Here is a 15,661-nt window from a genome sequence, read left to right as displayed (position 1 = left end):
ACACTCCCTGTCTGTTAGTCTTCTGGATAATCAACGCTGCCACTGTCAAAGATTTCTCCATCCCGCAGAATTCGATACTCACCCTTTTTGCCAGGAGCAATTAGGAAATCAAGGCTAATCATTGTGTCCTCTGTGATTTCAATCGTATCTACTGGAGCTTCATCTGTATGGTTTACATCATTCATATAGATTTTGAGTTCCTGTGGAACGCCTTCTTCTTTAGGCTGGTATGGTACGTTAATTTCAATCGTCTTTTCTTTCGGAACAGGTTCCGGTCCTTTTGAAATGACGACACTTACCTTACTTCCTGGCGGCAGTTGAGTTCCCGCTTCAGGTTTTTGGGATATAACCAATCCGGCCGGTATGGTATCATGAAAACCCTCCGTACTTTCAACAACAAGCCCAGTGGTGTCAGCATAAAGATCGAGATTTCTCTGGTTGTATTCTTTTAAATCACCCAGAGTTACCAATTCAGGACCCATGCTGACCTTGAATTCCAAAGTTGTGTCCTCGGGGACAACAGACTCCCCACCAGGAGGATATTGTTCCAGAATTGTCCCAGGCTCGCTATCATCATGCTCTTCGGTTTTTTTGATATCTTTGAAGCCTTTACCTTCAAGCAGTTTGACGACATCATCGTAGGCCCTGTCGGTATAATCCGATAACTCTATTTCTTCTTTGCCAGTACTGATATAAAGATCAATTTTATTTCCCTCTTTTATCATCTTACCGGCTTTCGGATTTGTTCTGATGACATTTCCTTCTTCGATCTCTTCATCGCTAATCTCTTTTTTGTCCCCAATAATAAAACCTGCAGACATGAGTTCAGCGACTGCTTCTTCTACTTCCATGCCACTTACATCCGGCACTTCCTTATCCTTTGGCCCAAAAAGATCTGGCCCCATTGTCACCATGACAATACCCGCAGTCAGTATGAGCAAAAACAAAACAGTTAAAATCACTGGCCATTTCTTTTTCTTCTTCTTCACAGGTTTATCCTTTGATGGCTGATCCATGGAGTCTAAAGCATCTTTGCGAATAATGGTTTCATCAAGATTATGATAAGGCCGGTCATTCGTTATGATAGGGATTGCTTTGGTTGCTTCATCGTCCTTAGGAATCACAAACTTGCTCTCATTCAGACGCTTGCTGTCAAGTGCTGTCCTTAGATCATCTTCCATTTCATCGACATTGTCATATCGATGGAAAGGATCTTTCGCAGTGGCCTTAAGCACGATATTCTCTACGCTCTGTGGAATTTGCGGATTCCACCTTTTTAATGAAGGTGTTTCTGATTGAAGATGCTTCAATGCGATCGAAACGGCTGATTCACCTGAAAAAGGGAGTCTGCCTGTCAATAATTCGAACATGACGATCCCGATTGAATAAATATCCGATTTTTTATTTGCCATGCCGCCTCTGGCCTGTTCTGGTGACAGGTAATGCACAGATCCAAGCACAGAATTCGTCTGGGTGATGCTCGTTGCACTCAATGCCATCGCAATGCCAAAGTCTGTGATCTTCACTGTACCGCTGCTGTCTACCAAAATATTATGCGGCTTGATATCACGGTGGACAATATGATTGTGATGGGCATGAGAGATAGCAGATGTCAGCTGCTTCATGATGTCTAGGGCTTCTTCAACAGGAACGGGTGCATGCTGCTGTATGTATTGCTTCAGTGTTTGGCCATCGACATATTCCATCACAATATAGTATAGACCATCCTCTTCACCGACATCATATATACTGACGATGTTCTGATGGGCCAGACTCGTTGCAGATTGTGCCTCTCTATGGAACCTGCGGATGAATTCATCATCATTGGCAAAATCAAGACGGAGCATTTTGACCGCAACATCCCTGTCAAGGATCATATCATGGGCAAGATAGACATTCGCCATACCTCCGCCGCCAATCATATCCTTGATTTTATAACGACCGCTGATTCTTTTTCCGATGATCATATTTTTCACCTGCCCTCGTTGAATTCCTTGTATTCGACGATTGCAAGAGTTATATTATCTTCGCCGCCATACTGATTGGCCCTTTTAATAAATTCTGCCGCTTTATCTTCCAGTGACATATTATTGTCTGTCAGGATGCTTTCCATTTCTTCCTGGCTCACTTTATTGGAAAGGCCATCCGAACAAAGCAACAGCACATCTCCCTCTTCATAGATGATGGTCTTAATGTCCATCTCCACTGATTCTTCTGTTCCAAGGGCTCTTAATAGAACATTTTTACGAGGATGATGCTCTGCATCTTCTTTGGAAATTTGTCCGGAACGTACAAGTTCATTGACGAGAGAATGATCCTCTGTCAGCTGTTTGAATCCCGTTTCATTCAGTAAATAACAGCGGCTGTCTCCTATGTTCACCACTGTTGCGAACAGATTCGTGCAAATGGAGGCAACAATTGTTGTGCCCATGCCTTCACATTCCGTATTATTCAATGAATGCTGAAAGATCTCCTGATTCACCTGTACAACAGATTCCTGCAGCCATTGTTCCGCTTCTTCTGCTGTATGTATCAATGCTGACGTTTCCCAGAGAACTTTTAGATGCTGGATTGTCATTTCACTGGCTACATCTCCTGCACGGTGGCCGCCCATGCCATCTGCTACGATGGCAAGGCGCTGTCCGTGAGGGTTCATAAAGATGCCGCCATTGTCTTCATTATGCAGGCGGACCTTTCCCCTGTCTGTCATGAAAACAGCCTTCATCTTGTCACCTCGTCTCTTCTTTTCTTTCTTTTGCCCGAAGTTGTCCGCAAGCTGCTTCAATGTCATGCCCTTGTTCTCTTCTAATCGTTACATTCACTCCGCGGTCGCGAAGAGTGCGTTCAAATTTGAAGATCTGGCTCTTAGGTGTTCTTACGTAATCACGTTCAGGTACATAGTTGACCGGAATCAAATTGATATGGCATTTCAATCCTTTTACCAGCTGGGCAAGCTCTTCTGCGTGCTCAACCTGATCATTCACTCCTCCAAAAAGACCATATTCAAAGCTGATTCTGCGGCCGGTTTTGTTCACATAATATCGGACCGCATCCATTAGATCAGGAAGCTTGTATGCTCGGTTGATCGGCATCAATCTGCTTCGAAGCTCGGTATTCGGAGCATGAAGTGAAATCGCAAAGTTGATTTGCATATTTTCATCCGCAAATTGATAAATCTTAGGAATGATTCCGCTTGTAGACACGGTAATATGGCGCGCTCCAATATTCATGCCTTTGTCATGGTTCATGATTTTCAGGAATGAAAGCATGTTGTCATAGTTATCAAACGGTTCGCCGATCCCCATGATGACAATCGAGCTTACTCTCTCATCTGTCTCATCAAGTGCCTGTTGTACTTTTACGACCTGGGCAACGATTTCTCCTGCTTCCAGATTCCTTTTTAAACCGCCGAGTGTGGAAGCGCAGAATGTACATCCAATACGGCAGCCCACCTGTGTGGTGACACAAACTGAATTTCCATATTCATGCCTCATAAGCACCGTCTCGATCGATACTCCATCATGCAGTTCAAACAGGAATTTGATGGTTCCGTCAGATGATGTCTGCTGGATGATCGTGCTGAGTGTTGTCAGCACAAAATGCTGATCCAGCTTGTCCCTTAAAGGCTTTGACAGATTGGACATATCCTCAAATGATGCTGCTCTCTTTTTGTAGAGCCAGTCATAAATTTGTTCTGCCCTGAATGGCTTTTCTCCTTGTTCCTTCAGCCAGTCTTTCAGTTCGTGCAGCTGAAGTGAATAAATGGATTTCTTGACTGATTCTTGTGTTGCTGGTGTTCTAGTTGATTTTTCCTGTTCCATGTTATTCCACCTTCTTTCTCAAACAAGCAATATAAAACCCATCAGAACCAAAATCCTGTGGAAGAATCTGAACATCGAAGCCATTGATCAATGGCCTGATTGCTTCTGGCATTCTTTCTGCAAGAGTTGGATCTCCCGAGAATTCAGGATGCTCGCGTAAAAATATTTCTATTACTTCCTGGTTTTCTTCCCTGTCTACTGTGCAAGTGCTATAGACAAGCGTTCCGCCATCTTTAAGCAATGGCGCGACAGATTCTAGAAGGCTGAGCTGGATTGATTTCAGCTGACTGAGATCCTGTTCTTTTTTCGTATATTTCATGTCAGGCTTCCGTCTCATTACGCCAAGTCCTGAGCAAGGAGCATCGAGCAAAACTCGGTCAATCGATTCATGCTTGAAATGATGTGCCGCCTCTCGACTGTCCATTTTTTGAGCTTCAATATTTTCAAGCCCAAGACGCTCGGCATTCTGGGCAATCAGCTTGACCTTATGCTCGTGAAGATCCAGTGAAATCACTTTTCCGCTGTTGCCGAGTTTCTCTGCAATATGAGAGGATTTCCCCCCAGGGGCCGCACATGCATCAAGGATTACCTCTTCTTCCTCTATGCCAAGTGCGTGGGCAACTAGCATAGAACTCTCATCCTGAATTGTCAACAAGCCATATTTAAATGCCTTTGAAGATGCGAGATTGCCTCGGAGGCATTTGATGGCTTCAGGCAAGATAGGGCTCGGTTCTACTTCGAAACCTTCTTCTTCCAGCAATTCCAGGCATTCATCACGGGAAATCCGTGTCAAATTGACCCTTCCTGTCTGCAGCGGTGCAGTCAGATTCACTTCACACATTTCCCTCGTCTTTTCAATCCCGAACTGGCCGACCCACCTTCTGACTAACCATAATGGGTGGCTGGTCTCTACTGATATTCTTTCCGCAGGGTCGGTTATCGAATCCAGAGAAGGAAGTCCATTTCGCTGAATGCTGCGGAGGACACCGTTCACCAGGCTGGCAATGCCTTTATGTCCTCGCCGCTTGGAAATTTCGACTGCCTCAAAAATCGCTGCCCTGTCTGGTATTTTATCTAAATACACCATCTGGTAAACGGTCATGCGAAGCAGATTGACCACCCAGGTTTGCAATTTCTTGTTTTTCTCGATAAATGGCTTAAGGTAGAAATCAAGAGTCATCTTACGCTGTAAAGTACCATATACCAATTCAGTCAGCAAGCCGACATCAATCGGACTGATTTCATTTTTTTCGATTGCATTGTTCAGGAGCAAATTGCTGTAAGCCTGGTTCTTTTCAATCGTTTCCAGGAGCTGCACTGCCGTATCCCTGACATTCTTCTTTTTACTCATTTAAGTCTCCTAACCTGACGCCGGTCTCTAAGTTCGACCCTGCCCCAAGCAGGAATTGCTTAGCGTCCATCTTTTTCTTGCCAGCTGGCTGGAGCTCTGTAATCTTAATAGCTGTTCCATCTCCGGTTGCCACTATAAAACCGTCAGCCTCAATCTTGACGATGGTCCCGGCTTGTTCGCTTCCTTTATAATCCATCTTCACGGAATTCCATATCTTCACCACTGCACCTTCCATTGTCGTATAGGCAACCGGCCAGGGATTCATGCCGCGGATATGGTTATAGATTTCGTGTCCTGTTTTTGTCCAGTCGATTTTCTCCTGTTCACGCTTGATATTCCAGGCAAAAGTCGCCTCGTCATCATTTTGCGGGACAGGAGTGATCTCCCCGTTCAATAGCTTTGGAATCGTCTCTGATAAAAGATCTGCTCCAGCAGGGCTCATTTTATCGTGCAATGAACCCACTGTATCTGTTTCCGTGATCGGTACTTCGACTTGTGTCAATATGTCCCCTGCGTCCAGCTTTTCAACCATGTACATAATCGTGATTCCCGTTTTCTTTTTTCCTTGGATGATTGCGTAATGGATTGGTGCACCGCCGCGCAGTTCGGGCAACAAGGAAGCATGGACATTGATACAGCCAAACTTTGGTGCCTCAAGCAGCTGATTTGGCAAAATCTGTCCAAAGGCCGCAGTGACGATTAAATCTGGTTCAAGCTCGAGGATTTTATCCAGTTCTTCCTTTTGGCGGATTTTTTCCGGCTGGTAAACAGGGATGCCAAGTTTCAGCGCTTCCGCTTTTACAGGAGGTGGAGTCAGGACTCGTTTTCTGCCAACAGGGCGATCAGGCTGCGTGACGACACCGACCACCTCGTAACCTTCCTCTACCAGTCTTCGCAAAACCGGTACTGAAAAGTCTGGAGTTCCCATAAATACGATTCTTGTCATTCCTGGTTCAACTCCTCTAAATCAGCTTCTTCCATATATTTGGACACTTTCGTGGTAAATAACACACCGTGCAAATGGTCGATTTCATGGAGGATCGCCCTTGCTAAAAACTCCTCTGCCTCGACTTCAAAGGCCTTTCCTTTCCGGTCTTGGGCCTTCACCTTCACATAATTCGGTCTGGTTACCTCTCCGTATAATCCCGGGAAGCTCAAACACCCTTCCGGCCCGGTCTGCTCGCCACTGGTTTCAAGAACTACCGGGTTGATCATCTCGATCGTTCCATGCTCATCATCGATGTCGACTATCGCAATCTGTTTCTTTATATCTATCTGAGGGGCGGCCAGGCCGACTCCATCAAACTCGATCATTGTATCGTACATATCATCCAGCAGTTTGGCCAGCTTTTTATCAAAAACGGTGACTTTTTCACATTCCTGCTCCAAAATTTCTGCCGGGTAGGTTACTATTTTTCTTACTGCCAAAATAAATCCTCCAATAACTCCATTTGAATATAGTATTAGCTTGTTCAATCAGCTTTTACTGTAAACTTTCATGTTTCCATAAGGCTCTTTTCTCAAAAACTTTGTTGCTATTGCCTACAAAATAGGATTGAATCACCTTAGATTATTCACATAATTAACGACTATTATGAGAAAAGAGCTTGCACACTTAGTACCGACATACAAAACAGCTATTATCACGTTAAAATCGGCTTTAAGATTTTAACAACAACCATTACGAAAACAGCCTTCCATAAAATGAATCATTACATCAGGATGTAAGGGTTCAGGTCGACAGAAATCTGCAGCCCGCCTGATCCCATTTCCTGCTGGTAATGGTCCAGTATGGTTTTTAGCGTAGTGCTAAGCTCTGGTTCCTTTTTGTATTTTATCAAACATTGATAACGATATCTATCATTGATGCGAGGGATCGGTGACGCAACTGGCCCGAGGACCACTGAATCCTTCGACAATCTGGAAGTGATGAATTTGGCGATTTTCTCGGTGACCGATACGACCTTCATCAATTCTTCATGACTGACCGTAACTAGGGACAAATAATAAAACGGCGGATATTGATGCACCTTCCGCATCAGCATCTCCTGTTGGTAAAACCGGTCGTAATCCTGGCTTCCTGCCAGCTCAACACTATAGTGCTCAGGTGTATAAGTCTGGATAACCACCTCACCTGGAAGCTTGTGCCTTCCAGCACGCCCGCTGACCTGGGTCAGAAGCTGGAAAGTTTTTTCTGAAGAACGGAAATCCGGGAGGTTCAGCATCGTGTCTGCCGAAAGCACGCCTACAAGCGTGATATTGGGGAAATCAAGCCCCTTGGCAATCATTTGAGTCCCCAATAATATATCTGCCTGTCCTTCCTGGAAAGCAGTCAGCAGCTTCTCATGGGACCCCTTTCGACCAGTCGTATCGACATCCATCCTGATGACTCTCGCTTCAGGAATGAGCTTGAGCAGCTCTTCCTCCACTTTTTGGGTGCCTGTCCCGAAATAACGGATATGTTCACTATTGCATTCAGGGCAAATAGTCGGCACTCTGTCTTCATATCCGCAGTAATGGCATTTCATCTGTTCATTGTACCGGTGGTAGGTCAGCGTGATATCGCAATGAGGACAATTCATCACGTAGCCGCAATCACGGCACATGACAAAAGACGAATGTCCGCGCTTATTAAGGAATAGGACTGTCTGTTCTTTTCTCTCAAGCCGGTCTTTAATTTTTTCAAAAAGCTTTACTGAAAACATCGAGCGATTGCCAGTTCGGAGCTCTTCCCGCATATCAACGATTTCAACCTCGGGGAGTGCCTGGTTGTTCATCCGTTTCGGAAGTGTCAGCAAAGTGTATCGCCCTTTTTGCGCCCTTGCAAACGATTCGAGTGATGGTGTGGCGCTGCCAAGAACGACCGGACATGCATAGGTTTTAGCACGCTGAATCGCAACATCCCTGGCATGGTAGCGTGGATTTTCTTCCTGCTTGTAGCTTGTTTCATGCTCTTCATCAATGATGATGATGCCAATGTTTTCGAATGGAGCAAAAATCGCCGATCGTGCCCCTACGACTACTTTGACTTCCTTGCGTTGGATTTTCCGCCATTCATCATATTTCTCACCTGCAGAAAGGCCGCTGTGCATGACAGCAACAAGGTCTCCGAACCGCTCCTTGAAACGAGTGACCATTTGGGGAGTCAAAGAGATTTCTGGCACAAGCACGATTGCTTCCTTTCCTTTGCGCAACACTTCCTGGATCGACTGCAAATAGATTTCCGTCTTGCCGCTGCCTGTGACTCCATATAAAAGGAAGACTTCATGATGCTCCTTTTCAATCGAAGATAGAATTGGGCTGATTGCTTTTTCTTGCTCAGCAGTCAATTCCAGGGCAACCTTCCTTTCAAATTCCCTTTCTGCGTAGGGGTCTCTGTATACCTCCATCTCTTCGGCCTTCAGGATTCCCTTCTTGACGAGTGATTGAACCGATGCCTGGGAAATTCCAAGAGTGGTGAGAAGCAGCCTCTGTTCCACAGGCTCAGGATGCTTAAGGAAGAAATCAATCACAGCCTGCTGTCCTGACGCTTGTGATGAAAGCTTGGCTCTTGCTTCTTCCAGCTGTTCCGAACCAATCGCAGGATAAATATGCTTAAGCAGTTTTTTGCGCACCCGGTCCTTCACTTGGTAGACAACCTCAACCCTGCCGGCAGCCGCTTCCTTCTGCAGCTGCTGGACAAGCCCCTGTGCGACGGCATCTTCCCATTTTAGCTCACTATTATTTCGAAAGAGTTCGGCAAGATTTTTTGGCAAGCTGTTTAATTCGGTCCCTTTTGCCAGTACAATCTTTTTCTCGTATTTTGCTTTTAATGCAGCTGGCAGCATTGCCTGGTAAGAGGAAATTTTATAGCTTAATGTATGTTCTGTCAGCCATTCCCCCAGCTTCAGAAGCTCCTCATTCAACACCGGCGTCAAATCCAGCGGTTCAACGATGGAACGCAGCTTTGAAAAACTCGACTGGTCTTTGAGCTCCGTAACAAAACCTTGAATTTTCCGTGGGCCAAAAGGCACGATGACCCTTGTTCCGGGCTTAATGACCTCCAGGAACTTTTCGGGAATTTTATAGTCAAATGTTTTGTCCGTCTGCTTTGCAGGTACATCGACAATAACACTAGCTATATTCATTGGCTTTCATCCTTTTTTAAAAGGAGGACGACTTCTGAGAGGATCCGGCGGGCAACCTCCGTTTTGCCCATGAGAGGCAATTCGTTCTTACTGCCGTCTTTCTTGTACATGGTGACAATATTCGTATCAGCACCGAACCCGGCACCTGCCTGTTTTACGTCGTTTGCCACAATCATGTCAGCATTTTTCCGGGTAAGCTTGCCCATAGCATGCTTTTCGATATCATTGGTTTCCGCTGCAAATCCAACAATGACCTGAGCTGCTTTTCTTTGCCCTAGTTCAAAAAGAATATCCTGCGTCCGTTCAAGCTCGAGTGCCTGGTCGCCTTCTTTTTTCTTCATTTTTTCTTCAAAAGTATATTTAGGCCGGTAATCTGCTACGGCAGCAGTTCCGATCAGGACATCCGTTTCCGCGAAATTTTCAAGTGCGGCGTTGTACATCTCTTCGGCACTTTCAACTTTAATCAGCTCTGCTCCTTTTGGCGGAATAAGGGAAACCGGGCCGGAAACAAGGATGACTTTAGCCCCCATCTTTACCGCTTCACCGGCAATCGCATAACCCATTTTTCCGGTTGAATGATTGGTCAGGAACCGGACTGGATCGATTTTTTCCCTCGTTGGCCCCGCAGTAATCAAAACAGTCTTACCGGAAAGTTCCCCGCTTTCTGTTTTGAAAAACTGACTGGCGCGCTCTACAATCGTCTCCGGTTCCTCCAGGCGGCCTTTCCCTGTGTATCCACATGCCAGATAGCCTTCACCTGGTTCAATGAATTCATAGCCAAAGCTCCTGAGCGTTTCCATATTCTTTGTCACGGCCGGATGCTGGTACATATGCACATTCATGGCCGGAGCTATCCATACCGGAGCAGTCGCCGCCAGCAACGTTGTCGAAATCATATCATCGGCAATTCCGTTTGCCAGCTTGCCGATGATGTTGGCAGTAGCCGGGGCAACGATAATCAGATCTGCCCAATCCGCTAAATGGATATGCGCGATATTTTCAGGATTTTTTTCGTCGAATGTATCGGTATAAACCTCACTTCTGGACAACGCCTGGAACGTGAGCGGAGTGACAAATTTCGCTGCTGATTCACTCAGGATTACTTTTACCTCTGCGCCAGCCTGGGTCAGCTTGCTTGTCAGCGCAGCGCCTTTATATACAGCAATCCCGCCGGTTACGCACAATAGAATCTTTTTACCGTTCAGCATGTCAGAGAACCCCCATTTTATAACAATCTATCATTATGATAGAACTATAACATTTTTTCACTTAATAAGCATGAAATAGGCAAGATTAATCCACTTCAAACTTTTGAAAAACAAAAAAAATAACAACCCAATAAATAGGTTGTTATCGCGGTGTTATTCGTTGATATTGAGCTCTTCGTGGCTTCCGGCTGTTTTGAAGTGAAGCTTTTCAGCGTTGATTTCTTCAAGTGCTTTTCCAACGAATTTGTTGGAAACATACTTGTCGATTTTCGGGTCCATATGAACCTGCATGCTGCGTGCACGCTTGGCTGCAACAGATACCAAAGAATATTTCGAATCAATTTTTGTCATTAAAGAATCAATAGAAGGATAAAGCATTTAATCTACCTCCAGCATTTTTTTATAACGATGTTGAACTCGTTCCCTGCGGCAGTGCTCAGCTACGACAATCGATTTGACACGTGCGGCTGCTCTCTCGACCTGGTCGTTTTCAACAACATAATCATATAATTCCATCATTTCAAGCTCATCTCTTGCAGCTTTCATCCTGCCTTTGATGATATCCTCCGTCTCAGTGCCCCTAGTCACGATCCGGTTCTCCAGTTCTGAAAGGCTGGGCGGCGCAAGGAAAATGAACAGGCCTTCGGGGAATTTCCTCCTTACCTGGCTCGCTCCCTGAACTTCTATTTCAAGGAAAACATCTTTCCCTGCATCAAGAGTTTCACGGACGTACTCAACAGGAGTGCCATAGTAATTGCCTACAAATTCTGCAAACTCAAGCAATTGGTCCTCCCTGATCATCTCTTCAAATTCTTCCCTTGTTTTGAAGAAATAATCTACTCCATTCCGTTCTCCTTCCCGCGGAAGCCGCGTTGTCGCGGACACAGAGTATTCAAAAGCGGTATCCGGCTGGGAAAACAACTCTTTCCGGACCGTTCCTTTACCAACCCCGGAAGGTCCTGAAAGCACAATCAACAATCCTTTTTCCTGCATGAACACGTCCTACCCTTCATCAATAATATCATCTCTGTCATTCAAGCGGTGTGCCACTGTTTCCGGCTGTACCGCAGAGAGAATGACATGGTCGCTGTCCATGACGATGACAGCCCTGGTCCTTCTTCCATATGTAGCATCTATTAAAGATCCACGATCACGTGCATCCTGGATGATCCGTTTAATCGGAGCTGATTCAGGACTTACGATTGAAATGATTCTGTTTGCTGAAACAATATTGCCGAAGCCTATATTGATAAGCTTAATTGCCATGATGGTCCCCCAATCATCAGTTAATTATTTTGGCCCTGCAAGGCCCTTTCTAAACGCTACTCTATATTTTGTACTTGTTCCTTAACCTTTTCAAGGAGGCTTTTCATCTCGACAACTTCCCTGGCAATCTTTGAATCATTCGCTTTGGATCCAATCGTGTTGACCTCTCGGTTCATTTCCTGAAGCAGGAAATCCAGCTTCCTTCCCAGCGGCTCATCCACCTTCAGGATTTCGGTGAATTGGCAAACATGACTTTCCAGCCTGGCAATTTCTTCGCTTATATCTGCTTTATCTGCAAAAAAGGCTGCTTCTGTCATGATCCTGTCATCCCCTGCATTGCCTTCCATGAAATCAGCCATCTTCTTTCTTAGCCTCTCACGGTACTGGTCCACAACATCGGGAGCAAATTGCTTAACACGCAAAATATGATTTGACATCAGACTTATATATTGCAAGACATCCTTGTGAAGGGCTGCACCTTCAAGCCTGCGCATTTCTACAAGCTTAAGGCCGGCCTCTTCGACTGCAGATAGAACAAGCAGATCCAGCTCCTCATTCTCTGCTTCCCTTTCTTCAATATGGATGATGTCCTCCCTGCTGACAATATCACGGATTTCTAAGTCTCCAGCTAAACTGTACCTGTTTTTAATTTCGGATATGTTATCGACAAATTCGTCAAGGGCCTCCCAGTCAATATGTACCCTTCGGCTGACGATCCCTTCGCCTTCCAAAGTGACAAATACTTCGACTCGCCCTCTTTTAATATGTTCGCCAAGTTTCTTCTTAATTTTTTCTTCTGTTTTCAGGAGCTGCCGCGGCATTCGAATATGAAATTCACAAAAACGGTGATTGACCGTTTTCACCTCAACCGTGACACTGCAACGTTCAGATTCTGCCTTGCCCCTGCCAAACCCAGTCATACTGACGACCATTCCAGACACATCCAATCTCTCCAAAAAGTCGAGTTTCCTGTTGACCCATGGAACGGGTAATATATGTAAAAAAAAAGAAAGGCAATAGAGTCTTCTCTATTACCTAACGGATTATATCATATTTCTCTTTGTTTTTCTTGCAAAAAATGTTCCGGCAAGCAAAAATGTTGGAACGGCAGATAAGCCTATAATCAACAGCCAGTCAGTCAGCAGGATCGGGACAGTATGGAAGATTGGCTGCAAGACTGGTGAATAGATGACTCCAAGGACCATAACCAGCGAAGAGATTACTGCCCAAACCAAATATTTGTTTCCAAATGGATTACGGGCAAAGATCGATTTTTCGCTTCTGCAGTCAAACACATGGATCAGCTGCGCCATGACAAGTGTTGTGAAGGCAATCGTCTGGGCGTAGATGAGTTCATCCGGGTTCCTTTTATATACGACGATGAATGCGATCAATGTCATCAGTCCAATCAAGAAACCACGGGAAACGACCTTCCACCCTAACCCGCGCGAAAAGACACCTTCCTTAGGATGACGAGGATTCCTCTTCATCACATCGTCCTCGGGCTGGTCAAGACCTAGAGCCATTGCAGGCAGGCCATCTGTAACCAGATTCACCCAGAGGATTTGAATCGGAACGAGCGGCAGCGGCAATCCCATGATCATTGCGAATAGCATGACCAAAATCTCGCCAACATTCGAGGCAAGAAGATAGCGGATGAACTTCCTGATATTCTCATAGATATTCCGGCCTTCTTTGATAGCTGCTTTGATGGTGGCAAAGTTATCGTCCAGGAGTACCAGAGATGAAGCTTCTTTCGCTACATCGGTACCCGTGATTCCCATCGCCACACCGATATCCGCCGCTTTGATGGCCGGTGCATCATTAACTCCATCCCCAGTCATCGCGACGATATGCCCTCTGTTTTGCAGTGCCTTTACGATTTTTAATTTATGCTCCGGTGATACTCGGGCAAAGACCGAAACATCGTCTACGATATCCTCGAGCTCTGAAACTGACATCTCGGATAACGCTTTGCCTTCTATCACTTTGCTGTCTTTTGATAAAATCCCCAGCTGTTTAGCGATTGCCTTTGCTGTGATGACATGGTCACCAGTAATCATGACGGTTTTGATTCCTGCATCCCGGCATTCTTTTACAGCCGTTTTCACTTCGGGGCGAGGCGGATCGATCATTCCCTGCAGCCCGATGAAGGTCAAGTCTTTTTCAGCTTCGTTTTCATGGAGGATCACCGTCCCCTGAGGAATTGGCTTGAACGCGATTGCAATAGTCCTTAATGCGTTACCTGCCAATTCATCAATCGCTCCCTGGACTTTTGCACTCAATTCCTTCGTTAACCTTTGCTGCCTTTCATCCCAGAGAATGGATTCACTTAGTCCAATCAGGACATCCGGTGCTCCCTTTACAACAGCAAACTTTCTGCCTGTTTTATCTTTAACAATCATGCTCATCATTTTCCGTTTGGAATCGAAGGGAAACTCATTGACAATTTCAAATTGCTCGAGCAGGAGGTTTTTCCTAAACCCTGCTTTCATCGCGGCAACCAGCAGTGCCCCCTCGGTTGGATCACCATCGATGGTATACTCCCCTTCTTTCTCAATCATCTCGGAATGATTGCAAAGCATTCCGAAGGTCAGCAGCTGCTGAAGTGATTTTTCTCTCTGTGGATCAATGCTTTTGTCTTTATGGAAAAACAATCCTGTCGGGGAATAACCAACCCCATCAACTCGCCAGGTTTTGCTGCCGCTCCATAAATGGGTCACCGTCATTTTGTTTTGCGTCATCGTTCCCGTCTTATCCGAGCAAATGACAGATGCACAGCCAAGCGTCTCCACTGCAGGCAATTTCCGCACGATTGCATTCTTTCTGATCATCCTCTGGACACCCAGTGACAATGCAACGGTTACGATGGCCGGAAGACCCTCTGGAATCGCTGCCACGGCCAGGCTGACTCCTGCAAGGAACATGGTATACAGATCATGTCCTTGAAGAACACCAATCCCAACAACGAGTAATGTCAGGAAGAGCGCTGCTGTTATCAGGATTTTCCCTAACTGTTCAAGTCTGCGCTGCAGAGGTGTTTCCTGTGCTTCAGCGGTTTGCAGCAAATCAGCAATTTGCCCCATTGCCGTTTTCATTCCCGTAGCAACGACCACCCCGGTACCGCTTCCTCTTGTGACCATCGTGCCCATGAACGCCATATTTTCCATATCGCCAAGTCCCGGATTCGGAATCCTTAATGGTGTGGTGCTTTTCTGAACCGGAACTGATTCACCAGTAAGTGCTGACTCTTCAATCTCAAGACTCCAGGATTCAATCAGCCGAATATCCGCGCCAATCCTGTCCCCGCTTGAGAATTTCAGGACATCTCCTGGCACGACATCCTTTGAAGGAATCTTCACCCATTCCCTTTCCCTTAATACATGTACCTGAGGTGCAGAAAGTTCCTTTAAGGCATCCAGTGACTTCTCCGCCTTCCTTTCCTGGAAAAATCCCAGGATGCCATTAACCAGTATGATGGCAATGATCGCTATTGCATCAACCATCTCACCAAGAAGGCCTGATATTAACGTTGCCGCTAAAAGGACTAGCACCATAAAATCCTTGAACTGGCTGAAGAATAATAACAGGGCGGATTGCTTTTCGCCTTCCGCCAGAGCATTATACCCATGCTGATCACGTCTGCGTTTTACTTCCTTTTCATCCAATCCTTCTGTAAAATCTGTTCTTAAGGCACTAGCAATTTCTTGTTCATTCATTTCATGGAACTTCATGGGGCCATCACACTTCCTCCTTGTTTGTCCTACTCTAAAGAAAGCTTATTCAGCCCTGTCCAAAAAAATGATAAGATGTTTGTAGATATAAAAGCGGAGGCGCCTTGGTCAGCCCCCACAAGCGTTGGAGGGCCGACAAGTGAAGTCGCTCTTT

Annotated in this window: 13 protein-coding genes; all 13 read right to left on the bottom strand. The window is 45.6% G+C overall.

The window, feature by feature from the left end; translation table 11 throughout:
- Nucleotides 1-14 precede the first annotated feature (14 nt).
- Entirely contained in the window at nt 15-1,967 is a 1,953-nt protein-coding gene (gene pknB / locus M3593_RS08465; protein WP_251542062.1) for a Stk1 family PASTA domain-containing Ser/Thr kinase, read from the bottom strand.
- A gap of 5 nt (nt 1,968-1,972) precedes the next feature.
- Nucleotides 1,973-2,725, bottom strand: coding sequence for a Stp1/IreP family PP2C-type Ser/Thr phosphatase (locus M3593_RS08460; RefSeq protein WP_144475001.1), 753 nt, complete (start codon nt 2,723-2,725; stop codon nt 1,973-1,975).
- Between the two features lie 4 nt (nt 2,726-2,729).
- Nucleotides 2,730-3,821 (bottom strand): dual-specificity RNA methyltransferase RlmN, encoded by a 1,092-nt coding sequence (gene rlmN / locus M3593_RS08455; RefSeq protein WP_144474833.1) that lies wholly within the window; start codon nt 3,819-3,821, stop codon nt 2,730-2,732.
- A gap of 1 nt (nt 3,822) precedes the next feature.
- Nucleotides 3,823-5,172: a 16S rRNA (cytosine(967)-C(5))-methyltransferase RsmB gene (gene rsmB / locus M3593_RS08450; protein WP_251542064.1), complete on the bottom strand. Its 1,350-nt coding sequence runs from the start codon at nt 5,170-5,172 to the stop codon at nt 3,823-3,825.
- Nucleotides 5,165-6,118 (bottom strand): methionyl-tRNA formyltransferase, encoded by a 954-nt coding sequence (gene fmt, locus M3593_RS08445; protein WP_251542066.1) that lies wholly within the window; start codon nt 6,116-6,118, stop codon nt 5,165-5,167. The genes rsmB and fmt overlap by 8 nt, the downstream gene beginning before the upstream one ends.
- A complete protein-coding gene (gene def, locus M3593_RS08440; RefSeq protein WP_251542068.1) occupies nt 6,115-6,600 on the bottom strand; it encodes a peptide deformylase in 486 nt (161 codons plus the stop codon). Before def ends, fmt begins: the two co-directional genes overlap by 4 nt.
- A 284-nt stretch (nt 6,601-6,884) precedes the next feature.
- Nucleotides 6,885-9,299 carry a primosomal protein N' gene (gene priA / locus M3593_RS08435; protein ID WP_251542071.1) on the bottom strand — a complete coding sequence of 805 codons (2,415 nt, stop codon included), beginning with the start codon at nt 9,297-9,299 and terminating at the stop codon, nt 6,885-6,887.
- On the bottom strand, nt 9,296-10,507 hold the full coding sequence (coaBC, locus tag M3593_RS08430) for a bifunctional phosphopantothenoylcysteine decarboxylase/phosphopantothenate--cysteine ligase CoaBC (RefSeq protein WP_251542081.1): 1,212 nt from the start codon (nt 10,505-10,507) through the stop codon (nt 9,296-9,298). Before coaBC ends, priA begins: the two co-directional genes overlap by 4 nt.
- 153 nt (nt 10,508-10,660) lie before the next feature.
- Nucleotides 10,661-10,885: a DNA-directed RNA polymerase subunit omega gene (gene rpoZ / locus M3593_RS08425; protein WP_079508381.1), complete on the bottom strand. Its 225-nt coding sequence runs from the start codon at nt 10,883-10,885 to the stop codon at nt 10,661-10,663.
- The gene (gmk, locus tag M3593_RS08420; RefSeq protein WP_144474827.1) at nt 10,886-11,500 is read right to left on the bottom strand and encodes a guanylate kinase; all 615 of its coding nucleotides are present in this window, start codon (nt 11,498-11,500) and stop codon (nt 10,886-10,888) included. It lies immediately after the preceding gene.
- A gap of 9 nt (nt 11,501-11,509) precedes the next feature.
- Entirely contained in the window at nt 11,510-11,773 is a 264-nt protein-coding gene (remA, locus tag M3593_RS08415; protein WP_023614949.1) for an extracellular matrix/biofilm regulator RemA, read from the bottom strand.
- Between the two features lie 56 nt (nt 11,774-11,829).
- Nucleotides 11,830-12,705, bottom strand: a complete 876-nt coding sequence (locus M3593_RS08410) for a YicC/YloC family endoribonuclease (protein ID WP_144475000.1) — start codon at nt 12,703-12,705, stop codon at nt 11,830-11,832.
- 111 nt (nt 12,706-12,816) lie between these two features.
- On the bottom strand, nt 12,817-15,507 hold the full coding sequence (locus M3593_RS08405) for a calcium-translocating P-type ATPase, SERCA-type (protein ID WP_251542083.1): 2,691 nt from the start codon (nt 15,505-15,507) through the stop codon (nt 12,817-12,819).
- Between the last annotated feature and the right edge of the window lie 154 nt (nt 15,508-15,661).

Origin of the sequence: Mesobacillus sp. MER 48, assembly GCF_023714225.1 — a bacterium.
Taxonomy (GTDB): Bacteria; Bacillota; Bacilli; order Bacillales; family Cytobacillaceae; genus Mesobacillus; species Mesobacillus oceanisediminis_A.
Note: the sequence above shows the minus strand (reverse complement) of the source record. Positions and strands in the feature narration are given on the sequence as shown.